This is a genomic window from Pannonibacter sp. Q-1 (genome assembly GCF_054073275.1).
The window spans coordinates 222,010-244,071 of record NZ_JBSXNB010000003.1; the positions used below are offsets into that span (position 1 = coordinate 222,010).

General features: G+C 63.5%; 23 protein-coding genes and 1 pseudogene. 9 read left to right on the plus strand and 15 right to left on the minus strand.

Features of this window, described 5'->3' with window-relative positions; translation table 11 throughout:
* The first annotated feature begins 10 nt into the window (after nucleotides 1–10).
* A complete protein-coding gene (locus ACVNHC_RS08910; RefSeq protein WP_050474926.1) occupies nucleotides 11–907 on the plus strand; it encodes a LysR family transcriptional regulator in 897 nt (298 codons plus the stop codon).
* Between the two features lie 854 nt (nucleotides 908–1,761).
* Here the strand turns inward: ACVNHC_RS08910 and msrP are convergent.
* Both msrP and ACVNHC_RS08920 read right to left on the minus strand, forming a co-directional pair.
* The gene (msrP, locus tag ACVNHC_RS08915; RefSeq protein WP_457167028.1) at nucleotides 1,762–2,733 is read right to left on the minus strand and encodes a protein-methionine-sulfoxide reductase catalytic subunit MsrP; all 972 of its coding nucleotides are present in this window, start codon (nucleotides 2,731–2,733) and stop codon (nucleotides 1,762–1,764) included.
* A 202-nt stretch (nucleotides 2,734–2,935) separates the two neighbouring features.
* Complete coding sequence (locus tag ACVNHC_RS08920; RefSeq protein ID WP_457167029.1) at nucleotides 2,936–4,996, minus strand: elongation factor G; 2,061 nt, start codon at nucleotides 4,994–4,996, stop codon at nucleotides 2,936–2,938.
* 333 nt (nucleotides 4,997–5,329) lie between these two features.
* Here ACVNHC_RS08920 and ACVNHC_RS08925 point away from each other — a divergent pair, with 333 nt between their 5' ends.
* On the plus strand, nucleotides 5,330–5,671 hold the full coding sequence (locus ACVNHC_RS08925) for a hypothetical protein (RefSeq protein WP_457167030.1): 342 nt from the start codon (nucleotides 5,330–5,332) through the stop codon (nucleotides 5,669–5,671).
* A gap of 178 nt (nucleotides 5,672–5,849) precedes the next feature.
* Here the strand turns inward: ACVNHC_RS08925 and ACVNHC_RS08930 are convergent, their stop codons facing one another.
* On the minus strand, nucleotides 5,850–7,049 hold the full coding sequence (locus ACVNHC_RS08930; RefSeq protein WP_050474873.1) for a pyridoxal phosphate-dependent aminotransferase: 1,200 nt from the start codon (nucleotides 7,047–7,049) through the stop codon (nucleotides 5,850–5,852).
* 183 nt (nucleotides 7,050–7,232) lie between these two features.
* Nucleotides 7,233–8,372, minus strand: coding sequence for a PAS domain-containing protein (locus ACVNHC_RS08935; RefSeq protein ID WP_457167031.1), 1,140 nt, complete (start codon nucleotides 8,370–8,372; stop codon nucleotides 7,233–7,235).
* A gap of 227 nt (nucleotides 8,373–8,599) precedes the next feature.
* On the opposite strand from ACVNHC_RS08935, the gene ACVNHC_RS08940 reads away from it, so the two are divergent.
* The 4 genes from ACVNHC_RS08940 (at nucleotide 8,600) to ACVNHC_RS08955 (ending at nucleotide 11,142) form a co-directional block, all read left to right on the plus strand.
* Nucleotides 8,600–8,881 carry a hypothetical protein gene (locus ACVNHC_RS08940; protein ID WP_050474872.1) on the plus strand — a complete coding sequence of 94 codons (282 nt, stop codon included), beginning with the start codon at nucleotides 8,600–8,602 and terminating at the stop codon, nucleotides 8,879–8,881.
* Between the two features lie 64 nt (nucleotides 8,882–8,945).
* Complete coding sequence (locus ACVNHC_RS08945; protein WP_123194773.1) at nucleotides 8,946–9,191, plus strand: hypothetical protein; 246 nt, start codon at nucleotides 8,946–8,948, stop codon at nucleotides 9,189–9,191.
* A gap of 185 nt (nucleotides 9,192–9,376) precedes the next feature.
* Nucleotides 9,377–9,787 (plus strand): DUF3775 domain-containing protein, encoded by a 411-nt coding sequence (locus ACVNHC_RS08950; RefSeq protein WP_050474870.1) that lies wholly within the window; start codon nucleotides 9,377–9,379, stop codon nucleotides 9,785–9,787.
* Between the two features lie 356 nt (nucleotides 9,788–10,143).
* Nucleotides 10,144–11,142, plus strand: a complete 999-nt coding sequence (locus ACVNHC_RS08955) for a DUF1624 domain-containing protein (protein ID WP_457167032.1) — start codon at nucleotides 10,144–10,146, stop codon at nucleotides 11,140–11,142.
* Between the two features lie 9 nt (nucleotides 11,143–11,151).
* Here ACVNHC_RS08955 and ACVNHC_RS08960 read toward each other — a convergent pair whose 3' ends face one another.
* Nucleotides 11,152–12,072 (minus strand): choline/ethanolamine kinase family protein, encoded by a 921-nt coding sequence (locus ACVNHC_RS08960; protein ID WP_457167033.1) that lies wholly within the window; start codon nucleotides 12,070–12,072, stop codon nucleotides 11,152–11,154.
* A gap of 139 nt (nucleotides 12,073–12,211) precedes the next feature.
* Here ACVNHC_RS08960 and ACVNHC_RS08965 point away from each other — a divergent pair, with 139 nt between their 5' ends.
* Nucleotides 12,212–12,505, plus strand: coding sequence for a SelT/SelW/SelH family protein (locus tag ACVNHC_RS08965; RefSeq protein ID WP_457167368.1), 294 nt, complete (start codon nucleotides 12,212–12,214; stop codon nucleotides 12,503–12,505).
* Here the strand turns inward: ACVNHC_RS08965 and ACVNHC_RS08970 are convergent.
* Nucleotides 12,502–12,948: a MarR family transcriptional regulator gene (locus ACVNHC_RS08970; protein ID WP_050474866.1), complete on the minus strand. Its 447-nt coding sequence runs from the start codon at nucleotides 12,946–12,948 to the stop codon at nucleotides 12,502–12,504. The genes ACVNHC_RS08965 and ACVNHC_RS08970 overlap by 4 nt on opposite strands.
* A gap of 128 nt (nucleotides 12,949–13,076) precedes the next feature.
* Here ACVNHC_RS08970 and ACVNHC_RS08975 point away from each other — a divergent pair, with 128 nt between their 5' ends.
* Together ACVNHC_RS08975 and ACVNHC_RS08980 are read left to right on the plus strand one after the other, a co-directional pair.
* Complete coding sequence (locus ACVNHC_RS08975) at nucleotides 13,077–13,562, plus strand: DUF1579 domain-containing protein (RefSeq protein ID WP_457167034.1); 486 nt, start codon at nucleotides 13,077–13,079, stop codon at nucleotides 13,560–13,562.
* Between the two features lie 36 nt (nucleotides 13,563–13,598).
* Complete coding sequence (locus ACVNHC_RS08980; protein WP_457167035.1) at nucleotides 13,599–14,375, plus strand: VOC family protein; 777 nt, start codon at nucleotides 13,599–13,601, stop codon at nucleotides 14,373–14,375.
* Nucleotides 14,376–14,432: 57 nt separating this feature from the next.
* Here the strand turns inward: ACVNHC_RS08980 and ACVNHC_RS08985 are convergent, their stop codons facing one another.
* The 9 genes and pseudogenes from ACVNHC_RS08985 to ACVNHC_RS09025 form a co-directional block, all read right to left on the minus strand.
* Nucleotides 14,433–14,816 (minus strand): carboxymuconolactone decarboxylase family protein, encoded by a 384-nt coding sequence (locus ACVNHC_RS08985; protein WP_186391145.1) that lies wholly within the window; start codon nucleotides 14,814–14,816, stop codon nucleotides 14,433–14,435.
* The gene (locus tag ACVNHC_RS08990; protein WP_050474863.1) at nucleotides 14,816–15,247 is read right to left on the minus strand and encodes a MerR family transcriptional regulator; all 432 of its coding nucleotides are present in this window, start codon (nucleotides 15,245–15,247) and stop codon (nucleotides 14,816–14,818) included. Before ACVNHC_RS08990 ends, ACVNHC_RS08985 begins: the two co-directional genes overlap by 1 nt.
* A gap of 208 nt (nucleotides 15,248–15,455) precedes the next feature.
* The gene (locus ACVNHC_RS08995; protein WP_457167036.1) at nucleotides 15,456–15,920 is read right to left on the minus strand and encodes an SDR family NAD(P)-dependent oxidoreductase; all 465 of its coding nucleotides are present in this window, start codon (nucleotides 15,918–15,920) and stop codon (nucleotides 15,456–15,458) included.
* 247 nt (nucleotides 15,921–16,167) lie between these two features.
* A pseudogene (locus tag ACVNHC_RS09000) lies at nucleotides 16,168–16,653 on the minus strand (hypothetical protein); the annotation flags it as partial.
* A complete protein-coding gene (locus ACVNHC_RS09005; RefSeq protein ID WP_457167037.1) occupies nucleotides 16,544–17,566 on the minus strand; it encodes an SDR family NAD(P)-dependent oxidoreductase in 1,023 nt (340 codons plus the stop codon). The pseudogene ACVNHC_RS09000 and the gene ACVNHC_RS09005, both read right to left, overlap by 110 nt.
* A gap of 26 nt (nucleotides 17,567–17,592) precedes the next feature.
* On the minus strand, nucleotides 17,593–19,185 hold the full coding sequence (locus tag ACVNHC_RS09010) for an alginate export family protein (protein ID WP_457167038.1): 1,593 nt from the start codon (nucleotides 19,183–19,185) through the stop codon (nucleotides 17,593–17,595).
* Nucleotides 19,186–19,542: 357 nt separating this feature from the next.
* Nucleotides 19,543–19,959, minus strand: coding sequence for a very short patch repair endonuclease (locus tag ACVNHC_RS09015; RefSeq protein WP_457167039.1), 417 nt, complete (start codon nucleotides 19,957–19,959; stop codon nucleotides 19,543–19,545).
* 75 nt (nucleotides 19,960–20,034) lie between these two features.
* On the minus strand, nucleotides 20,035–20,922 hold the full coding sequence (locus ACVNHC_RS09020; RefSeq protein WP_457167040.1) for a NaeI family type II restriction endonuclease: 888 nt from the start codon (nucleotides 20,920–20,922) through the stop codon (nucleotides 20,035–20,037).
* Nucleotides 20,919–21,896: a DNA cytosine methyltransferase gene (locus ACVNHC_RS09025; protein WP_186391149.1), complete on the minus strand. Its 978-nt coding sequence runs from the start codon at nucleotides 21,894–21,896 to the stop codon at nucleotides 20,919–20,921. The genes ACVNHC_RS09020 and ACVNHC_RS09025 overlap by 4 nt, the downstream gene beginning before the upstream one ends.
* Nucleotides 21,897–22,062 lie beyond the last annotated feature (166 nt).

Consider the following 22,062-nt stretch of genomic DNA (forward strand, 5'->3'; position numbering starts at 1 on the left):
CGGGCGCATGATGGACTGGGACAAGCTGCGCATTTTCCATGCCGCCGCACAGGCAGGCAGCTTCACGCATGCGGGCGACAGCCTGAACATGAGCCAGTCCGCCGTCAGCCGTCAGGTCAGCGCGCTGGAGCAGGATCTCGGCATCCCGCTGTTCCACCGCCATGCGCGCGGCCTTCTGCTCACCGAGCAGGGCGAACTCCTCTACCGCACGGCCCGCGAGGTGCTGATGAAGCTGGAGGCCGTGCAGACGCGCCTCACCGACAGCCGCGAAAAGCCCTCCGGCGTGCTGCGCATCACCACCACGGTGGGCCTTGGCTCCACCTGGCTGACGGCGCGCATCAACGAGTTCATCGACCTTTATCCGGACATGGAACTGCGGCTGATCTTCGATGACGAGGAACTGGACCTTGGCATGCGCGAAGCGGATGTGGCCATCCGCCTGCGCCAGCCAACCCAGCCGGACCTGATCCAGCGCAAGCTCTTCACCGTGCACTTCCACATCTACGCTTCACCGCATTACCTGAAGCGCTATGGCACCCCGAAGACGATCGAGGATCTGGACAATCACCGCATCGTCACCTTCGGCGAGCATGCCCCGGCCTATCTGCGCGACATGAACTGGCTGGAAACGGCGCACCGCCCGCTGGGCGAGCCGCGCCGCATCGTGCTGCGCGTCAACAATGTGGTGGCGATCAAGCGCGCGGTGGATCAGGGCATCGGCGTGGCCATCCTGCCGGACTACATCGTCGAGAATGACACGGGCGTGGTGCCGATCCTCACCCATCTGGAAGACCAGATCCCCAGCTTCGACACCTATTTCGTCTATCCGTCCGAGCTGAAAAACACAGCGCGCATCACCGCCTTCCGTGATTTCCTGCTGGCCAAGGCCGAACGCTGGTCCTACTGACCGGCGTTCCGCCGCTGGACAGAATGCCGCAGCGCAGAAAACGCCTTCAAAATCATATCCATTTGATTTCATAGCGCTTCCGGGAAGAATAGCGTCCAGCTGCAGCCTGTACACTCCTGCGAACTCATCCATCAAAATACCAGCCAGAACGAATTCGCCTGAAAAACAGGCAATTCTTGAAACTGCACGAAATCTGACCACAAGGTCAAAATCTGCACAAAGCACACATCAAGCATCTGAATCAAAAAAGGAAATATGATTCCCCCGGGCCAAATGTGACAGGATTGTGCAGGACTGACATATTAGTCATTCCTTAAACGCATGGCTGACCTGCGCAGGTGCCACTTGTTTAATCAGCTTGTGCACTGCATATAAGCATCACTGTTGGTTCTGCGGCGTCGCACTCTCCTCCCAGCGACGCCAATTCAGCCAGCTGTTCCCCTCTGGAAGGTGATTTTCCACGCTGTGGAAAATCAAAAATAACTGCCGGGTCTTTTGACCCGGCTTTTTTTTGCCTTGTGGCTTGGAAGTGGAACGCGCTTAGGCTGATGCCGCTCGGACGTAGCAACAGGAAACTCCACCTTTGAAATGCAAAAGCGCTTGAGATGGCTGCTTTCAGCGAGTCCGTTCCCTATCCATCGTCATCCCGGACGCAGCGAAGCGGAGATCCGGGACCGGTGAGCCAAGGTCCCGCAGCTATGGCTCCTAAACACAACCAACTTATACCCCGGCTCACCGGTCCCGGATCGCGCGAAGCGCGTCCGGGATGACGGCGGAGAGGCCTCAATCAAAAGAAAAAAGGCCCCGGAGATACCCCGGAGCCTTCCACATCACGTCCCTGAAGTCACACAGCCTCACATGAACAGCTTCTCGCCTTCCATGCCCTTGTAGAGGCCGGCGACCTGTTCGGCGTAGCCGTTGTAGAGAAGGGTCGGCACGGTCTGGCCGGTGCCCAGCACGTCTTCCTGCGCCTGGCTCCAGCGCGGGTGAGCGACTTCCGGATTCACATTGGCCCAGAAGCCGTATTCGGTCGGCCCCAGCGCTTCCCACATGGTCTTTGGCCGCTCGTCGGTGAAGGTGATGCGGACGATGCTCTTGATCGACTTGAAGCCGTATTTCCACGGCAGGGCGAGGCGCAGCGGCGCGCCGTTCTGCTTGGGCAGCGGCTTGCCATAGACACCGGTCACCATGAAGGCCAGTTCGTTGGTGGCCTCGGCCATGGTAACACCCTCCACATAGGGCCACGGATACCAGACCATGTTCTGGCCCGGCGCAATGCTCGCGTCCTGGAAGGTCTCGAAACGCAGGTATTTGGCGCCTGCCTGGGGGCTCGCCAGCTTCACCAGTTCCGACAGCGCAAAGCCGGACCAGGGCACGGCCATGGACCAGGCCTCGACGCAGCGGAAGCGGTAGAGCCGCTCTTCCAGCGGCATGGCCTTCAGAAGATCATCGATGCCGATCTGCTGCGGCTTGTCCACCATGCCGTCGATGGTCACCGTCCACGGGCGGATGGGCAGGGACTGCGCCGCACGGGCGATGCTCTTGCTGGTGCCGAATTCGTAGAAATTGTTGAAGCTGGTGACATGCTTTTCCTGGCTGAGCGCACGGTCCAGCATATAGGCCTCGTTGCGCGTCACCGGATAGAGGCTGGCGCTCGGGTCTGCGGCACCGTCCTGCGCCCTTGCACCGGATGGCAGCCCCGCCCCCAGTGCCAGTGCGCCCGCACCCGCCATGCCCGCCAGAACCGCGCGGCGGTTCCAGAACAGGTGCTCCGGTGTTGCCATATGCTCGGGCAGGGCCCAGCCCGGCTTGCGGATGATATGCATCTTGTCCTCCTGATCAGCGCCCACAGCAAACGCCTGAAATTCTGAAGATGCAAATAACGCTCTGGTGACGTCTGGCGAGCCCCTGCGCACGCAGGATTGAGCGCTCTTTGTGCCTATCGGGAAAAGATGAGGCCGGCGCCCGTCCGCACCGGCCTCGCCCCTCCTGTTGGCAGCAGCCCGAAGGGCTGCATGGAGAGCTCCTTTATGCAGCCTTCTGGCGCTCGCGGGCAAGTATCTGATCTGCGAGCTTACCGGTCACCTCTGCCAGATGGTCAAAGCGGCGGTGGAAGCTGCCCGCCCCTGCCGTTGCTGACCGCAATTCCACGATCAGCCCGTCCAGCTCCGCCTGCGGCATCAGGCAGCGCACCTCGTCCCACCCGGCCCAGCCGGGCCTCGCATCAAAGCCGAGGATCTGGCCGCGCCTAGCAGGGATGATGGCGTTGATGCGTGCCGTCGCTTCGGACGGGCACACCACGATCACCTCGTCCATCGGCTCCAGCAGCACCGGGCTGCACTCCGGCAGCCCTTCCCGCATTGCCGTGATCGCCGCCATGCGGAAGGCCTGATCGGAACTGTCGACCGAGTGATAGGACCCGTCCGTCAGCACGACCGAAATATCCACCAGCGGGAAGCCCAGCGCGCCATGGCCCAGCGCCTCGCGCACGCCCTCTTCCACGGACGGAATATATTGGCGCGGCACCACGCCGCCGGTGATCTTCTCGGCAAAGACAAAACCCTCTCCGCGTCCCAGCGGCCGGATTTCGAGCACCACATCCCCGAACTGGCCATGCCCGCCCGACTGTTTCTTGTGCCGCCCGCGCACGCTGGTGCCCTTGCGGATGGTTTCGCGATAGGCAATCTGCGGCGCGCGCGCCTCCACCGTCAGGCCATATTTGCCCTTGAGCCGGGCCAGCGCGACACGCAGGTGCATTTCGCCCTGCCCTTCCAGCAGGGTTTCGCCGGTCGCCTCGCTCAGCCGCGCATGCAGGGCGGGGTCCTCTTCCGTCAGTTTATGCAGGGCAGCAGAGAGCTTCACATCGTCCTTGTGGTCAGCCGTGGAGATGGCAAGCCCCATCACCGGCTCAGGCCGGCGGAAGGGCATCCACTGCCGGATCGGCTCCTTCAGCCCCAGCAGCATACCGGTCTGCGCCCCGTCGAGCTTCGCCAGCGCCACCGTTTCCCCCTCTCCTGCCGCACCCCGGCGGCTCGCCTGCTGGCCAAACAGCGAAAGCAGGCCGGATGGCTTCTCCGCTCCGCCCTCTGGCAGGTGCAGCCCCTGCCCCTCGGCCACCGTGCCGCCCAGAACGCGCGTCACCGACAGCTTGCCACCATGCAGCGTGTGCAGCGTCTTCACCACCACGCCCGCCTCGGTGGAGGGGCTCAGGCCCAGCCGCGCCCGCGTCGCCACCACATCCGGCCCCTCGTGCCGCAGAGCCTTCATCAGCCGCTGAATGCCGTTGCCGTGTTCTGCCGAGCCGATGAATACGGGGCAGATCAGACCCTGCCGCATTTCTTCGGCGAGATCCGTGAACACCCGCTCCCGGCCCGGTGCCATGTCCTCCAGCAGGGTTTCCATCAGCACATCGTCATGGTCGGCCAGCCGTTCCAGCATGGAGAAGCGCGCTTCCACCTCGCGGGCAAGTTCATCACCCGGCATGTCGATCACGAGACTTTCCGCATGCTCGCGGTAGACAAAGGCCCGCTCCAGGGCAAGATCGATGAAGCCCACGGCGATGCCGTTCTTCCAGATCGGGATCTGCCGCAAGACCAGCGGCACGCTGGAGGCCGGCTGCAGCATCTGCAGCACGTCGCGCACCCGCTGGGTGGCCTTGTCGATCTTGTTGAGGAACAGAAGCCGGGGCACACCGCGCTCTTCCAGCATCTTGAGGATCAGTTGCAGCGCGGGAACCTTCTTCTCGTCCGCTTCCGCCACCACGATCGCCAGATCCGCGCCGCACAGGGCGCCTTCCGTGTCGGTGAGGAACTCGACGGAGCCGGGGCAATCGAGGAAGGTATAGTGGTCCCCGAGATACTCCGTTCCGGCGATGTTCATCTCGATGCTCATGCCGTGAGCCCGCGCCTCCGGCGAGGCATCGCCCGTCATGTTGCCGCCTGCCTGGCTGCCTTGTCTGGAAATTGCCCCCGTGCGCGCCAATATGGCTTCCATCAGGGTTGTCTTGCCGCTTCCGAAGGGCCCGACAATCGCGATGCAGCGGGGGCCGGATCGTCTGCCGCTGCTGGTGCTTTCCTGAATGCCGCTCATGCTGCCGTCTCCCGTTGGCTTGTGTTGCCAGCGCGAGGATCGCGGCAGGAGATGACGCCGCGTCTGCGCGCCGTCCACCCGCTGCAGGGACATGAGCCGTCTTGTCCGGACGCTCCGGAGCCGGGCCAGGCCCTGCGGCGTTTGAGCATTGCAGCTCCGCGCGCGTTTGACGCCGCCACGTCGCTGTTGAAGGCATCGTCGCGCCGCGCGGGCGCCATTTGCAAGCAAAAGATGTGCGGCACTGCAGCATCAAACGGCCTTGCCCCTGCCGCATCTGCGGGCCACAACAAGGCCAGAGACAACCGGACGAGGCAGCGAAGGGCCGAAGTCAGCATGCAGATCCAGACGCTTAAAAGCCTTGTGGCTACCACCCTGCTTCTGGCAGCGGCCCTGCTGACGCTTGATACAGGCTCCGAAGCTCAGGCCCAGACCTCCGCCCTGCGCCGCTCCAGCGACAACGGCACCGCCGCCGCCCCGTCCATGCGCGGCCAGGCCGGGCGCATGCTTCTGGACAAAAGCCAGCAGCAGCAGACGCAAGGCCTCGACAAGCGCCAGCAGATCGAAGCCGAACACCGCCGCGAACGGGCCAGGGAACTCGCCCAGCCCTGTACCCAGCCCGGCTGCCCGACAAAGCCGGAATACCGGGATGTTTACGGGAAGCCAAAGAAGCGCTGAAACAATAGAGCTCTGGCAATTTACAAAGGTAGAGTTTTGCGGGCGCCGCTGCAGCCCCTCCATCGTCATCCCGGCCAAACGCAGCGCGAGCCGGGATGACCACGGAGAGGACTTTAACGACAAAAAAACCGCCGGTTTTCACCGGCGGGCTCTTCAATCACTTACCGTCAGAAACGGCTCAGCGCAGGTTAGCGCAAAAGCGCTGGATGCGCTGGCAGGCGTCTTCCAGGGCTTCGGTTGCGGTGGCGTAGGAGATGCGGAAGTTCGGGCCAAGGCCAAAGGCCGAGCCCTGCACCACGGCAACGCCTTCAGCTTCCAGCAGCTCGGTCACGAAGTCCTCGTCGGTCTCGATGACCTTGCCGGACGGCGCGGTCTTGCCGATGCAGCCTTCGCAGGACGGGAACACGTAGAACGCGCCTTCCGGCACCGGGCAAACGAGACCCTTGGCCTGGTTCAGCATGGACACCACCAGATCACGGCGGGCCTTGAAGATCTCGTTGTTCTTCGGGATGAAGTCCTGCGTGCCGTTCAGCGCTTCCACGGCCGCATACTGGGCGATGGAGCTGGGGTTGGACGTGGACTGGGACTGCACCGTCGCCATCGCCTTGATCAGCTGCACGGGACCGGCCGCATAGCCGATGCGCCAGCCGGTCATGGCATAGGCCTTGGAGACACCGTTCACCGTGAGCGTGCGGTCATAGAGCGACGGCTCGACCTGCGCCGGGGTGGTGAACTCGAAGTTGTCGTAGACGAGGTGCTCATACATGTCGTCGCTCATCACCCACACATGCGGATGACGGACGAGCACATCGGTGAGCGCCTTCAGCTCGGCGCGCGTGTAGGCGGCGCCCGAGGGGTTCGACGGCGAGTTGAAGATGAACCACTTGGTCTTCGGCGTGATCGCCGCTTCCAGCGCTTCGGCAGTGATCTTGAAGGTCTTCTTGTCGGCCTCCACGATCACCGGCGTGCCGCCGGCCAGCTCCACCATGTCCGGGTAGCTCACCCAGTACGGCGTCGGGATCAGCACTTCGTCGCCCGGGTTCACGGTGGCGACCAGGGCGTTGTAGAGCACCTGCTTGCCGCCGGTGCCGACCGTCACCTGTGCCGGGGTATAGGTCAGGCCGTTCTCGCGCTTGAACTTGGCGCAGATCGCCTCCTTCAGTTCGGGAATGCCGTCCACGGCGGTGTATTTGGTCTTGCCCTCATTGATGGCCTTGATCGCCGCAGCCTTGATGTTTTCCGGGGTATCGAAGTCCGGTTCGCCAGCGCCAAGACCGATAACGTCCCGGCCGGCGGCTTTCAGCTCACGCGCCTTGTTGGTGACCGCAATCGTTGCGGACGGTTTCACACGCGAAAGAGCATCGGCAATAAAGCCCATGAGGGTCCTCCATAGGAGACATGGTGATTTCGAGCGCGCGGACCCTAAGCCGACAACAGAACAGCCGCAAGGCCAAAGACCCGCAGAAGGGCGTCTAGCGTCAATTTTTGTGCCAAAAAATAAAACCACCCGGACGGCAGGCAGACCAATGTTCGAAAAACGGGAGCCGCCCGGCCTGACTCCTCAGGCCCGGCTTTCCAGCACCAGATGCGGCGGGTCATCGTCGTTGTCGATGAAGATCGCGCGGATGCGCTTGTTTCTGGACGAGCCGTCAAGGCTGTTCACCACCACGGCGATGGGAATGTTGTTGGCCTTTTTCGCGGCCTCAAGCAGCAGCCCGTAGCTCTTGGGATGCAACAGCGTTTCGGTGATGGGATGCTCATCCATCGACTGCTGGGTCAGCTGAAAGGCCTTGCGCGCCGCCTTGTTGGCCGCCAGAATCTTGCGTGTCTTCGTGTCGACGACGATCAACGGCGACGTCATCACATCAAAAATACGGGTAAAATCCGCATCGCCGTGGCCATCCGGCTCTGCCGTAAAGACGACACCTCCGGCAGTTTCTGAAAGGCGAAAGAACAGCGCTGAATAGTTCATCACCATCGTGTCGCCATTGGGCATCTTGAAACGCCCCTTGCCGGAGGCGCTGGACGTGCGGGCGAGAACCGTCTGGATCAGCGCCGCCAGCGTCTTGCCGACCCGCTTCGGGATATGGGCGATGTTGCGCCCGATGCAGAGCGCCGGATCGTCAATGCCGAAGGCGTGAAAGAAGCCGGGGCTGGCATAGCGGACATAGCCGAAATTATCGGCCGTCATGACGATCTTGCCTGAATTCTCGACGAAGTGCTTCAGGATCGGCGCAAGGCCGCGCACCACATGCCCGCCCTCTCCGCCGGCGGCAACGGCCGAAGGATGGCAAATGACAAACTGGCGCCCATCGCCTGCGTCGTAACGCCAGCCGGTCAGGCTGATGCCGGCAATGCCGCTCTCCGCATCCGTGCCCACATCCATCGGGCCGCACTTGCCTTTCCGGATGACGGTGTTGAACAGATTGAGAAGATTTTTCTGCGTCTGCGGCGCCAGTGCGGAAAGCGCCTCGGACAGGGCGGCTTGTTTCAGCCCGGACCCCTTGCCCTCGATCTGGGCCGTCGAGGTTTCGAGCCACATCAGCCGCTTGGCGGATGGATCGGCGATCAGAAACCAAAGGCCTGAGAGGCTGAGATGCGGCCCGGCGTGGGCATCCGGCACCGCGGAAGCCGCAGTCTGCAAAAGCTTCTGGTCCGGCGCCTGCATCACTGCCGCCGCCGCCTCGCTTGATCCGCTCATGCCTCTTGCCCGTCCCTGGCGGGCCCATCCCCGCGCCGAAACATCCAGTACGTTCCGGTATCGCCTGCAAGGGCAAAAATCCAGTGAAGATGATCGTTACAAACTGAAACTTTTCCCGCCACGAAATGGCCATGAAAAATGCTGCAACCCGCCCGTTTCCGGGCCGCAGGCCGTCGCATTTTCAGGCCAGTTTCTGCCCGTCTGGGCGCTGATGAAAGGGCCTTGGAATGGTAGATCAGACGATGCTCGACCCACAGAACTCCTTCAAGGAGATTTTCCGGCTCACTCCCTTCACCGCCGCCGGCGGTGCTGGCGTTGCAGCCGTTGCGATTTATGCGGTGACCGCGTCCCCCTCAGAAGATGGCCTGATGCTGACGCTGGCAGCCGCCTTCGCCGGCATGCTCTCCCTGACCCTCAGCCTTGGCATGAAGCTGCTGCAGGATCTGGAGGCGCGCCCGCTGCGGCAGGCATTCCCCGTGACGGAGAGGACCTGCGATGACCGGAGCTGACCGCACAGCCACAGGCTCCTCTGCGCCAGAACCGGAACGGCAGGCACAAGCAGGGAACACCCGGATGGATGCCCCGCCGATGGCCACCATCCGCACTGCACGCAAGACGCGTCCCGAAGACGAGGCGAGCCTGCGTCCCCTCGGCATGGCGATTGTGTTCGGCGTCATGCTCGCCGCTGCCGTTGCCTTCCTCGGCTCTTCGCCTTCGGCGCATGAGCCCGGGCAGAACAATGCCGCTCAACAGGACATGCAGCACCCCGCGCAGGCCGGCAAGGACCTGCGCCACCTGCAGGCTCTGCGCTCCGGGTGAAGCTCCGGCCAGATCCGTTGTGCATTTATGCGAAAGCCCCGGGAGCGCGCTCTGCGGGGCTTTCGCATGTCCGGCACACACCTGGCCGCGTGCCGCATTGCACCAGCCGCCTCCGGGCCTGCCCCGTTGCGTCTCTGTTCATCCAATGACTTAATGAGGGAGTGAAAGACACATGGAGTTCTGCCATGGCCGTTGAACTGACCCTGTCGCCTGAAACAATCCGCATGCTGGTGCAGAAGGCCCGCTCCGCAGCTGCCGCCCTCAACGACGCTTTCGAGGAAGACCGCGGCAATGGCATCGACTTTGATGAGGACCATCTCTCCGACCTCCACATGCACGATGGCCTTGCGGAAGAGGAATCCATCGACCTCAGCGAGGAGGAACTGCGGGAGCTGATCTCGGACCTGAACGTGGATGAGTCGGCCGAACTGGTCGCCATTGCCTGGGTCGGCCGCGGCGACTTTGATGCCAGCGACTTCGATCAGGCCGTCGAGGAAGCCCGGGCCAGAGGCATGAAGGGCGCCGCCAGCTATCTGATCGGCCTGCCCCTGCTCGCCGACTATCTGGAAAACGGCTTGGAAACACTCGGCTTTTAGGATCTTTTCCACAGCCGCGGAAAAAACATGCAGGACAACGGAACCGGAGGGTCAAATAGGGCTTTAACCAGACGTTAACCATATGCAACGTTCCTAGGGACGTCACATATGGACCAACCCCAACCGGGAGGAGCCCTGAGATGAGCATTCAGGATCGTTATGATACCGATAGTCTCGTCAGCAGTCCGCGTTCACCCTGGCCCTATGTAGCGGGCTTTATCGCAGTTTCAGCCTTTGCCAGCGTTCTGGCGTCCGCCTTTCTTGGCTAGGCATACCGTCAGGCACCTGCCCGGCTCGCTCCGGCAGCCTGCCAGAAGCGCCGGGCACGGCAGGCGGAGTTTCAACGGATCTCCGCAATGACCGCCAGCCCGGCACCCAGTTCCCCAAGTACCGGTTCTTCCACGCTGCGCCTTCACGGGCTGGACCTTGCCCGTGGCCTCGCGCTGCTGGCCATGGTGTCCTATCACCTGTCCTGGGATCTTTCCTGGTTCGGGATCGTGGACTGGCCCGTCAACGAGGATGGCGGCTGGCAGACCTATGCCCGGCTGATTGCAGGCACCTTCCTGTTTCTCGCCGGTGTCAGCCTGAGCCTTGCCCATGCCAGCGGCATCCGCTGGCGCGCCTTCTGGCGGCGGGAAGCCGTGATCCTGGTGGCTGCGGCAGCCGTCAGCGCCGGCACATGGTATGCACTCGAAGCCAACATGGTGCGCTTCGGCATTCTCCACTGCATTGCCGCAGCCAGCCTGCTGGCCCTGCCCTTTGTCCGCCTGCCCGCCCTTGCGTCCGTTGCCGCCGCGCTGCTGGTCTTCTCCCTGCCCTTCTGGGCTGCTGGCCCTGCCTTCGACGGGCCGCTGTGGCTCTGGACAGGACTTGGCGATCCGGGCTTTTCCAGCGTGGACTGGGTACCGCTGGTGCCCTGGGCAGGCGCAACCCTGCTGGGCGTTGCTGCCGGGCATATGCTGCGCCACCCTGACGTAAAATTCTGGGCCTCCCGCTGGCAGCCGCGCTCCGCATTCAGCCATCAGCTGTGCCGGGGTGGACGCCACTCGCTGGCGGTCTATCTGATCCATCAGCCCGTGCTGTTCGGCAGCCTCTGGCTCGTGGCAGCCACCGGCGTCATCGAGGACAGAATCTCCCGTGACTTTCAGGAAAACTGCACCCTGACCTGCACGGCGGGCGGTGTGGAACAGCCCGCCTGCGCGCGCATCTGTTCCTGCACCCTCAGCACAATGAAATCGGAAGGCCTGTGGGACAAGCTGCTGGGCAATCCGGAAGATACCGGCCTTCTGAGCCAGATGAACACGAGCCATGCTGCTTGCGTGCAGCAGGAGTTCGAGGCCAATCCGCCGCAGTGACCGCAGCGCTCAGACGCCGGTGCTGTGCCGCGCCCGCGCCAGCCGCTCAACCGCAAAGGCCCTGAAATCCGCCGCATCATTGCCGCGCGCGGCCTGCCCCAGCGCCCAGAGCGCGGAAATGCCGTCGCAGACCGGCTTCATCGCGGCCACCCGGCGGCGCATCAGGTCAGGGTCTTCGCCATGGGCAAGGCCTGCGGCATGGGCAGTCAGAAGCGCGGCTTCGGCAGCCGCATCCAGCCCGCATTCCAGCACCGCATAAGCCAGATCCCAGGCTGGATCGGACCAGCCCGCATATTCCCAGTCGATCAGCCACAGGCGCTCGGCGTCACTGAGGATATTCCCCGGCACCAGATCGCAATGGCATGGGGCGGGCAGCCCCTGCGGCACGGCTGCAAGGCCACCGGCAGCATCCCGCAGAAAGGCAAGATCCTCCGGTGCAGCACCGTCTGCCTCTGCCGCAAGGATCATCTCCCGAAGCCGCTGCGAGGGCACGAAGACCGGCGGCCGTGCCAGCCCGCCGAAAGCGGCAGCCGCCCCATGCAGCCGGGCCAGCAACGCCCCCAGAAGCTCTGCCCCGGCAACACCCGCCGCTGCAAGCGGATGGGCATCCGGCACCGCCTCGATCAGCATCACGCCCTGCTCCGGCACCGCCAGAATGACACGTGGCCCCAGCCCCAGCCGTTCGGCAACGCGCGAAAACTCAGCCTCGGTCTGGCGGTCGACAAGCCCCTGGTTCTCCGCCCGCTCCACCCGCAGGACAAAGCTGCCCGCCTCCCCCGTCAGCCGGTAGACGTGATTGCTGAGGCCGGAGACCGCCGTCACCTGCAGCCTGTCTCCCGCCTCCCGGCGCAACGCCCCGGCCAGCGGCGGACAGGCCGCAAGAGCAGCCGCAAGAGGCGCAGGCAAAGGCTGGGGCGACAGATCAGGCATGAACGGGAACCACGAAATCGGGGCGGGCAGCAAAGTGCATCCCTTCTGCTCCATCCTGTCCCCGGCGGCAAGCGCCAGCCGCAAGCGCAATTTCCACGCGCCTCTTCCCGGAGCGACGGACTCACCGCATACTCACGCCATGACCGAAAAGCCCGCCATCACCATCACCTACTGCCGCCAATGCAACTGGATGCTCCGCTCCGCCTGGCTGGCCCAGGAACTGCTGTCCACCTTCTCCGAGGAAATCGGTTCCGTCACCCTAATCCCCAGCACCGGCGGTGTATTCGTCATCACCTGCGACGGCACGCAGATCTGGGAGCGCAAGGAGGACGGCGGCTTCCCCGAGGCCAAGGTGCTGAAACAGCGCCTGCGCAATCTCGTCTGGCCGGAGCGGGATCTCGGCCATTCGGACGGGCCTAAAAGCGGCGGCTAACCGCTGATTTCCGCCAGCCCATCGCGCAGGACCTGCGGATCGGCCGTCATCCTTGCTTCAAGGGCACCATGCACCTCATCCCAGATGGGCACCGCAGCGGCAAGCGTCAGCGCCCCGGCTTGCGTCAGATGCAGCCGCTTGCCGCGCCTGTCCTTCGGATCCGGCAGAACCTCCACCCAGCCCTTGCGCGCCAGCGGCTTCAGCGCCGCCGTCAGCGTTGTCCGGTCCATGCCCAGAAGCCCGGCCACCTGCCCCAGCGCCGGAGCCTCCGGCCGGTTCAACGCCATCATCAGGGAGAATTGCTGGTTCGTCAGCCCGGTGGGCTTCAGCGCCAGATCAAAGCGGCGCGCCAGTGCACGGGCGGCACGCTGGGCGAAAAGGCACAGGCAGGTGTCCTTCACCTGCAGGGTCTTGGCATAGGGAACGGGCGGGGTGTTTGACATGGTCTATTTATGTTGATATCAACTCATATCGTCAATCGGCAGTTTTCGGGGATAGAGCGCCCTGATCCGGCGCGCAAGCGCGCTCGTGCCGGACGGCACCAATCAGCAACCGGGAGAGGAGGCCCGTCATGCAACCTTCAACCGCAACAGAGCATCACAAGATCCTGCGCAGGCTCGCGGGCGAATGGCGGATGGTCTCGTCCACCGGTCACCCGGATTATGATCCGGAGGATCCGGCGAAGCGCTGGACCGAAACCGGCCGCATGCTCGGAGATCTCTGGGCCATCATCGAAACGCGCGGCCCCATGCCGGATGGTGAACCGGCAGAAATGCTGATGACCATCGGCTACGACCCTGCCCTTGGCCGCTACACCGGCACCTGGACCGGCTCCATGATGGATTATCTCTGGATCTACCGCGGCTGGGTGGAAGACGAGGGACAAACGCTGGTCCTGGAAGCCGATGGCCCGGATTTCGACACGCCGGGCAAAAGCGCCGTCTACCGCGACGTGATCCGCTTCCTGCCGGACGGCACCCGCAGCTTCACCGGCAGCGTGCAGCAGCCGGACGGCACCTTCCGCGAATTCATGACCCACATTCTGGCTCCAGCCTGACGGCTCGCCCCTTTAATTTGCAATGAGGAGACTCCCATGATCGGGAAATTCATCTGGTACGAGCTGATGACGACGGACCCGGAAGCAGCCGCTGCGTTCTATTCGGACGTGGTGGGGTGGCAGGTCTCGGATTCGGGCATGCCGGGCTTCGATTACACGCTTCTGACCGTTCCCGGCCAGCCGATGCCCAGCGCAGGCCTGATGGCCCTGCCGGGCGAACTGGCAGGCTCAGGCGTGCCGCCCCATTGGATCGGCTATGTGGGTGTTGCCGATGTGGATGCCAAGGCCGCCGAATTTGCCGCCAGCGGCGGCAGGATTGTCCGCCCGGCAGAGGATATCCCGCAGGTCGGCCGCTTTGCCGTCGTGGCCGATCCACACGGCGCCGTCCTCAGCCTGTTCAAGCCGGACATGCCGGATGGGCCTCTGCCGCCGGAACCGGCCATGGGCCTTCCCGGCACCTTCGGCTGGAACGAGCTTTATGCCGGAGATGGGGTGGAAGCCTTCACCTTCTACAGCAAGATGTTCGGCTGGGAGAAGGACATGGCCGTCGATATGGGGCCAATGGGCACCTACCAGTGCTTCGCCCTGAACGGCCGGGGCATCGGCGGCATCATGACCAAAATGCCGGACATGCCGCAGCCTTTCTGGAACTACTACATCAACGTCGAAGCCCTTGACGCCGCCATCGCCCGCGTCACCAAGGCCGGCGGCAAGGTCATCCACGGCCCGCAGGAAGTCCCCGGCGGCGCCTGGATCATCAACGCCCTCGACCCGCAAGGCGCCATGTTCTCGCTGGTGTCGATGAAGCGGTGACAAAGAAAACCTTCAGCCCGGACCTGTCCGAAGGCCCGGGCTGAGGGCACAGGAAATTCACTCCGGCTGGCCCGCTTCGGCAAATACCTCGCGCGCGGCATTGAGGCCGTTGATTGCGGCCGGAAGCCCGCCATAGACAGCCATCTGCCAGACAGCCTCTACAATCTCCCCGCGGCTCGCCCCTGCCGCCAGCGCATGGGCAATATTCACCTTCAGCTGCGGGCCGGTCTGGCCGCCCAGCGCCGTGAGTGCGGCGACAGTGCAGAGCTGCCGGGTTTTCAGATCCAGCCCGGTGCGGGCATAGTGGCGGCCATAGGCCCATTCCACCAGACTTTCGCTAAAGCCCGGCACCAGATCGTCATACCGCTCTGCGAGCACCTGCTCGAGACCGGGATTCAGCAGGCGGACGACATCACGTCCCTGTTCAAGCGCTGCAGTCATCATGCTCTCCGTTTGGCTTTGCGAACGGCTGGAGCTCCAGCCTGTGAGGCCGGAACAGCCGCCGGATCTTCGGCTTCCCCGGCTTCGATCTTGCGGTAAAGCGCCACCTTGCCGTCGAGCAGTTCCAGCGTTTGCTGCAGTTCCCAGATGCTGGCCGAAACCTTCTGGCGGTGCCGCTCAATCATCTCCCGCCGCTCACGGGCCGTGGCGGCTCCCCGTGCCCGCAGCTCCGCATAGGCCAGCCGGTCGCGGATGCCCATGCCGGTGGCCTTCAGCCTTTCGAGGAACTCAAGCCAGCGCAGGGCCGGCTCGTCATAGACCCGGTGGCCGCCGGCATCCCGCAAAGGGGGCGGGATCAGGCCGATCTTTTCGTAATAGCGTAAGGTATCGACACTCAGGCCCGTCCGGGCCGCGAGATCACCGATCTTCATGAAACCTCTTTCCCGGGCATGCCCTGCTTCTCCGCAAGCCGCCCGCATGGCTGTTCGATCCATGACATTTGCCCAGTTGCGCTGGACAGTTACCAACGCTAGGTGCTGGAGCGCACTCCAGGTCAAGAGGCGAAATTCAGAAGGGCGATGACATGTCTGCCGCTTCAGCGGGAGGAACCTGCACGCAGCACCGGCAGTAGAACTCAGCTCAGTAGGTTGTCCAGCCGCCGTCCGTCGCCCAGTTGGCTCCGGTGATGTTGGAGGCCTCATCAGAAAGCAGGAACAGCATGATTGCCACCTGCTCCGCTGGCGTGGCCGGACGGTGCGCCGGATCGGCATAGGCAAGGATGCTCTGGGTCTTGATCCGGCCCATGCCGCCGCCGTCCTTCATGCTGGCGGCTACCAGCGCACCGGCGCGGGCAACCATCGGCGTATCGGTAGCAGCCATGTTCACGGAATTGATGCGGATGCCATAGGGGGCATAGTCGATGGCCGCGTTCTTGGTGAGCCCGTTCACAGCGTGCTTGCTGGCGACATAGGCCGGATTGCCGGCAAGACCCGTCAGGCCGGCGATGGAGCCCACATTGACGATGGCGCCGCCCTGCCCCTGCTTGACCAGCTGCGCCAGCTGCGGCCGCAGCGAGCGGAACACACCGCCGGCGTTGATCTCCAAGCCGCGTCCCAGTACTTGTCGGTCGCCTCATGGATCGGGGCAAAGACGCGCGGCTTCTGGGCCGCGTAATCGACCGGGTCACCGGAGTACACACCGTCCATGACACCGGCGTTGTTGATGGCGCCGGACAGCCCGCCAAAACTTGCGACGGCCACGTCGACCGCCGTCTGGCAGACGGCGGCATCGCGCACACGAACTCGGCCTTGCCACCCGCCTTGCGGATCCCGTCGATCACCGCCGTGCCCTGATCCTCGATCCAGTCGACGCCGGCGACATTTGCGCCCTCGCGCGCAAGGCGCTCGGCTGCCGCCTGCCCCATGCCGCGCGCGCAACCGGTGACTATGACCGTGCGGCCCTTGAAACGATCCGGCACGAAATAAGCCGGGTCAGTCGGAGCAATGGCCAGGCCGCCGGCATATCCACCGCCGCCACCGTCTGGTGAGGCAGCAGCGGCAGGCTGTGTCTGGGCCTGTGCCATCTGCAAACCGCTGGCGGCATGAACGCCAACGGCACCACCGGCCAAGGTCATTCCCTTCAGGGCATCGCGACGATCAAGGGTCATTTCAACTTTCCCCCTGGCGCACGGGGACAGACAGGACGCAACGTCCGGGCAGCTCCAGTCATCAGTAGGTGGTGAAGCCGCCATCAGTTGCCCAATTGGCGCCGGTGATGTTGGAGGCCTCGTCTGACAGTAGGAACAGCATGATCGCCGCCTGCTCCTCCGGCGTGGCATCGCGGTAGCTGGTGTCGGCGTATTGCAGAAGGCTGCGGGTCTTGATCGTACCCATGCCCACCCCGCCCAAGGCCTTCATTCGAGCACCGACGAGCTGCTTGGCCCGCTGCACCATCGGCGTGTCGGTGTTAGCCATGTTCACGGAATTGATGCGGATACCATAGGGTGCGTAGTCGATGGACGCGTTCTTGGTCAGGCCATTTACCGCATGCTTGCTGGCGACATAGGACGGCGTGGAGCTGAAGCCCCGCAAACCCGCGACACTGGCGACGTTAACGATCGAGCCGCCCTTGCCCTGGGCCACCATGTGGCGCAGCTGTGCCCGCATGCAGCGGAACACACCGGTGGCATTCACCCGCATGACCACGTCCCAGTAAGCGTCGCTGGCGAGATGAACCGGGTTGAAGGCGAGGTCCTTCTGCTTGTCGTAGTCGATGGGCTCACTGGGCGGAATGGCATCCATGACGCCGGCGTTGTTGATCGCCCCGTCTAGGCCGCCAAAGGCCGACACCGCCACCTCGACCATCTGATCGCAGATGGCATTCTCGGAGACGTCACCCGGCACGAACTCGGCCTTGCCGCCGGCTGCCTTGATTGCGGCAATGACGGCGGCGCCCTCGTCGGTAATCCAGTCCGCTCCCACGACGTTGGCACCTTCCCGCGCCAGACGCTCGGCGGCCACCTTGCCCATGCCCCGCGCACTGCCCGTGACGATGTAGGTCTTGCCGGCAAAGCGGTCTGAGATGAAATAGTCTGGACTCACCGGCGTCACGTCATGGTGCCCCGGCATGGCGGCAATCGGGTTTCCGGCCTGAGCCTGAGCCTGCGTGGCCGAGGCACCCGCAACCGCGCCAGCGGCGGCGGGGGCAGCTGCAGCCAGTGCCATCGTCTTCAGAAGATCCCTGCGTTCCATGTCAAAAACTCCCTTTTCGCAAAGCATCAATAGGCCACGCGCACGAAGAGCATCGTGCTGAGCCAGGGATCGGGATCGGCGTTGAAGGCTTTCTTGACGGCAGCCCCCGGGAACGTCGCCGCCACATGACCCTGAACATAAACATTGCGCGAGGCGAAGTACTTGCCGGTCAGGTTGAGTTCGTAGCCGTAGTCCTTCGATCCCAGGAACGACAGGGCCGGATTGCCGCCCAGGTTCGTCAGGCTGTCGGCGCGGAAGAGCCAGACCTGCGGCACCAGCTCGAACTTCGCAGACGGACGCAGCCGCAACTGAAAACGATGCGCGATGATGTTGGAATCCTGCACCACCTTGAAATGATTGATGCCCTGCACCCACTGCTCGCCATTGCCGCCCGACAGCAGCGGATCCCAGCGCTCGAAGGTGGAGGTGTTCGGATCATCGCCCGAGAACTGTGCGTAGCGGTAGCTGAAGGTGGGCGACCAGGGCAGGCTGGCAAAGCTCCAGCCGGCCTCGCCATAGAAGCCATAGGCCTGCATGTCGAAGTTTTCATTGCGCTGTAGCGCGGCTTCCGCCGCAACGAATGGCCCCGGCGTTCCGGCCGGATTGGGCTGCCAGCGCAGCCGGGCATCGAAGACCTGCAGCCCTTCCCGGGTAAAGGTTTGGGCCGGCGTGAAATACTTGAAGCTGGACTGTGGCACACGCAGGAAGCTGGCGGCCGCCTCGAAGCCGTTGCTCAGCCGGGTCTCGATGTTGACACCATCGATGACGGTCTTGCTGTCGAGAATGGGAAGCTCGTCTGGATCGACCCGGAACAGCTCGACCTTGGTGTTGTTGTAGCGCAGCCGCGCCAGCGCAACCATGTCTGCCGACCAGCGCGGATTGGCCTGCAGCGCCGCCCGGTCCCGGCCATTGGCTGCCGTGTTGATGATCAGGAAGCCGTCGCCCAGCGTGAAACGCTGACGCCCGGCAGACGCGTCGAGCTGAAGCCGGTCACCGTTCTCGCGCGTGACCCCGGTGATGAAGCCGGCAAAGGCATCTTCGATCGCGACATGGCTGCGGGTGCGGTTGCTGAACAGCTCCTGGCCATACGAGCCGCTGGCAAGAACACTCGCACCGCCAAAGATATAGAACCGCTCGCTGAGCGGCGTGATGCCATAGAGGCCGGTGTGCACCATGCCCTCGACCCATTGCTGATAGCCCTTGCCGGAGGGCTTGCCCTGCACCATGGGATTGCCATTCAGCATCAGATCGGGCCGGCCGTACCAGGCATCCGCGTTGCCATAGTGCAACGCGATGGACTCGGCTTTCACCTTCACGTAGGTCCCACCGCTGTCATAGAGCACGGGGAAATCTGATGTCGTGCCCGTTGCAAGCATGCCGCGCGGCGCCCCGGCAGCCGCAGAATCCCCCAGCCTAAGGTCGAAGGTCAGCGTCAGGCCGCCGGTGTCGGCAAAGCCGATGTCGTAACTGGCGCTGGCGAGTCCTGCCGCGCGGGTGGCCCGGTTCAGCGCAAAATCAACCAGCGTCCGGTAGAAATGGTCATCTGGATAGACCGCAAGACCGCGCCGGAATTGATCTATGGCGCGGTCGTTGAGCGCCTTGTCCGGCGACGGGTTCATCAACCGGACCCGGATTTCGGCGATCCGTTGGCCTTCATCAGGCCCAATAGAAGCTTGCGCCCAAGCCCGCTGCGCCCCGGGCAGCCAGGTGAAAGTGGCTGACACCACAAGCACCACGATGCCGCGAGCAAGGGCGGCAAAGGTCTGCAGTGACAAGAGGGGCCGCGAAACCATAGGAGCTACTCGCCAACCGACCGTCCTTCTCAATTATTAATGGCAATTGACGACTGAATCAATCAAAAGAAGCAAAATGCAAGACCACCCTTGGCAGGATGCATACGGGACACCACGTCTGTACCCCGAAGCCCCAGCCTGGAAACTCCTTCGAGGGACAAGGCGGGCGTCGCCGGGCTGTCCTCACAGCCTAAGGAAAGCAAGGATTTTGTCCTTCAGCGCATCCGGCCTGCGGACTTCGCATTCCCAGATGATCAGAACCTGCCAGCCCATGGCCTCCAGCTGCTGCACATGGTCCCGGTCCCGTTCGGTGTTGCGGGTCAGCTTGGGCAGCCAGTAGTCGCGGCGGGACTGGGGGATGCGGGCATCCTTGCAGTCCGGGTCAGGATGCAGATGCCAGAAGCAGCCATGCACGAAAATCACCTTCCGGCGCGGGCCGAACACCAGATCCGGCTTGCCCGGCAGATCCTTGCGGTGCAGGCGGTACCGGAAGCCCAGCCCGTGCACCATTAACCGGACAATCATCTCCGGCTTCGTGTTCTTCGAGCGGATCGCCGCCATATTGCGCGACCGTCGCTCGGGTGAAAGCTTGTCTGCCATTGATACCAGGGCTAATGCGCCGCACGGGCTTGACCAGCTCACGATGAGCCAGGCTCATCGTGAGCTGATGTGACTTCAGTCTTTTGCCGCCAGATACCCGCCTGCAAGCACCATATCCCACTCCGTCTCATCGCAGCGGCGCGCGATGAACTCTTCCCTGTCACAGGCGGGAAGCCCGAGTGCCGCGATGAGAGCACTGTGATACAGCCCTGAAAATAGCGCCGTCCGCTCCGCCATCAGAATATCACGCGCGCCGCCATTGCCGCGAACGCGCTTCATGTAGTCTTTCTGGTCAAAGAGCAGCGCCTGCAGCACCGTGCGGTGGATCACCTTGCCGGTGTTCTCCCGGAAGAACTGCACCACACGCTTCGTCCCGCCGTTCACGGCCCGCAGTTCGCGGAAGCGAACCATGTCCAGCCCTTCAAAGCGGCTGTCCGGCAGCTGGCCATCACGGATCATCCAGTGAATATGCTCGAAACTGGACCGCCGGACACTGCGCTTTCCATCCCGGTTCGGCTGGTTCAGATAGTCCTCGCGGGCAATCATGATGCCGATGGAACAGCGGCGCTCTTCCGTTGCCACCATAACCAGCAGGCAGGGCTCGGCATTGCGGAAGGTCTCGGGCGGGATCATCCAAGTTTCCCGGACGGTGTTCTTCACGTCCACGTCTTCGCCCAGCAGGCGGAAATCGCGCAGGCCTTTCGGAACACCGAGAAAGTCGCGCAGGAAATGCTCCACCTTCAGGCCGATGAAGGTCTTTTCCACGTTGTCGAGGTCCGACACCCGCGTGCGTGCCGTGCGCACGGGATCGATGACATATTCCACGGCTTCGCGGATCAGCTCGGGAAAGGTCCGGATGAACTGCGCCTCGCCGCCAGCAAGCCGGAACACCTCATCCGCGATCAGTTTCAGCTTCTGCTGATCCTGCTGCCGCAGATCCGCCGGGGAGCCATCGCCGATCATTCCGCCGCTTCACGCCCTGCCAGCGCTTCCAGCGCGGGCATGCCCAGAGCCACGGCTATGCAGCGGGCAACAGCAGCAGCCACAGGCGGCGGGAAGGCATTGCCGACCTGCCGGTAGGCGGCCGTCTTGCGGCCCGAAAATTCCCAGCTGTCCGGGAAGCCCTGAATCCGGGCCACCATGCGCACGGTCAGCCGGGGCATGCCCTCGTGGTCCGGCGCAGGACACTCATCGGCAATCGTCCGCCCCTCGACCCCCAGCTCGGCCCAAGCCCGACGGGCACGTGTCGGACCAAGATCCGGTCCGCCGTGCTTCTTGGAACCGCCAACCACCGTCGGAGCGATGCGGCAGGCCTGTTCCTTCCAGGCAGCAGCACCTGCCCAGCCCCGCGCTGCCATCAGATCATGCAGCGTTTCGCCCACGGTTGCCGCCGGCACCTTTGTTTCGGGCCATGTGAAATTGTCCGCGAACTCGCGCTGCAGCGCCACCATCACCACACGGGGCCGGAGCTGCGGCACGCCGAAATCGGAGGCCTGCAGCAGCTTCCAGAACACCTTGAAGCCAATCTTGCGCAGACGCAGCTCGATGAACTCGCGGTAGGACAGGAACGAAGGGTCCAGCATGCCGCGCACATTCTCGAACATGATGGCACGCGGCTTCACCCGCTCGGCAATCTCGACGCCCCGGGTGAAGAGATTGCGCTCGTCCTTCTCGCCCAGCTGCTTTCCTGCCACGGAGAACGGCGGACAGGGCAAGCCGCCCGCCAGAAGATCCACGCCCCGGAACTGCTCGAATGCGAAATCCTGAAACAGGTCATGCTCGTGAACCGTCCACTCCGGACGGTTGAGCCGCAGCGTCTGGCAGGCGTGGGGATCATTCTCGAACAGGGCAGCATGATCGAAACCCGCCATCTCCAGGCCAAGCGCCTGCCCGCCGCCGCCGGCGCAGAGTTCCAGAGATGTCAGCTGATTCCTCATGCGGTATCCTCAAAGACGGCGGGGCGCCGTTCTGGCGGGAGCATATATTGCCCTCCGGATATCACGAAAAGAACAAAATATGAACAGTTTTCTTATCCCCAGTTCGGCGGCAGCATTCCGGCCAGCATCATGCCGCCACAAAGCAGCTTGCCAGAACAAAGCCGCA

Coding starts and splice junctions, on each gene's coding strand:
- ACVNHC_RS08925 (WP_457167030.1), top strand. CDS start 5,330: ATGCAGATCCAGACGCTTAAAAGCCTTGTGGCTACCACCCTGCTTCTG.
- ACVNHC_RS08980 (WP_457167035.1), top strand. CDS start 13,599: ATGATCGGGAAATTCATCTGGTACGAGCTGATGACGACGGACCCGGAA.
- msrP (WP_457167028.1), bottom strand. CDS start 2,733: ATGCATATCATCCGCAAGCCGGGCTGGGCCCTGCCCGAGCATATGGCA.
- ACVNHC_RS08970 (WP_050474866.1), bottom strand. CDS start 12,948: ATGTCAAACACCCCGCCCGTTCCCTATGCCAAGACCCTGCAGGTGAAG.
- ACVNHC_RS08960 (WP_457167033.1), bottom strand. CDS start 12,072: ATGCCTGATCTGTCGCCCCAGCCTTTGCCTGCGCCTCTTGCGGCTGCT.
- ACVNHC_RS08940 (WP_050474872.1), top strand. CDS start 8,600: ATGGTAGATCAGACGATGCTCGACCCACAGAACTCCTTCAAGGAGATT.
- ACVNHC_RS09025 (WP_186391149.1), bottom strand. CDS start 21,896: ATGAGGAATCAGCTGACATCTCTGGAACTCTGCGCCGGCGGCGGCGGG.
- ACVNHC_RS09020 (WP_457167040.1), bottom strand. CDS start 20,922: ATGATCGGCGATGGCTCCCCGGCGGATCTGCGGCAGCAGGATCAGCAG.
- ACVNHC_RS08945 (WP_123194773.1), top strand. CDS start 8,946: ATGGATGCCCCGCCGATGGCCACCATCCGCACTGCACGCAAGACGCGT.
- ACVNHC_RS09010 (WP_457167038.1), bottom strand. CDS start 19,185: ATGAACCCGTCGCCGGACAAGGCGCTCAACGACCGCGCCATAGATCAA.
- ACVNHC_RS08935 (WP_457167031.1), bottom strand. CDS start 8,372: ATGAGCGGATCAAGCGAGGCGGCGGCGGCAGTGATGCAGGCGCCGGAC.
- ACVNHC_RS08950 (WP_050474870.1), top strand. CDS start 9,377: ATGGCCGTTGAACTGACCCTGTCGCCTGAAACAATCCGCATGCTGGTG.
- ACVNHC_RS08965 (WP_457167368.1), top strand. CDS start 12,212: ATGACCGAAAAGCCCGCCATCACCATCACCTACTGCCGCCAATGCAAC.
- ACVNHC_RS09005 (WP_457167037.1), bottom strand. CDS start 17,566: ATGGAACGCAGGGATCTTCTGAAGACGATGGCACTGGCTGCAGCTGCC.
- ACVNHC_RS08930 (WP_050474873.1), bottom strand. CDS start 7,049: ATGGGCTTTATTGCCGATGCTCTTTCGCGTGTGAAACCGTCCGCAACG.
- ACVNHC_RS08920 (WP_457167029.1), bottom strand. CDS start 4,996: ATGAGCGGCATTCAGGAAAGCACCAGCAGCGGCAGACGATCCGGCCCC.
- ACVNHC_RS09015 (WP_457167039.1), bottom strand. CDS start 19,959: ATGGCAGACAAGCTTTCACCCGAGCGACGGTCGCGCAATATGGCGGCG.
- ACVNHC_RS08985 (WP_186391145.1), bottom strand. CDS start 14,816: ATGACTGCAGCGCTTGAACAGGGACGTGATGTCGTCCGCCTGCTGAAT.
- ACVNHC_RS08955 (WP_457167032.1), top strand. CDS start 10,144: ATGACCGCCAGCCCGGCACCCAGTTCCCCAAGTACCGGTTCTTCCACG.
- ACVNHC_RS08975 (WP_457167034.1), top strand. CDS start 13,077: ATGCAACCTTCAACCGCAACAGAGCATCACAAGATCCTGCGCAGGCTC.
- ACVNHC_RS08910 (WP_050474926.1), top strand. CDS start 11: ATGGACTGGGACAAGCTGCGCATTTTCCATGCCGCCGCACAGGCAGGC.
- ACVNHC_RS08990 (WP_050474863.1), bottom strand. CDS start 15,247: ATGAAGATCGGTGATCTCGCGGCCCGGACGGGCCTGAGTGTCGATACC.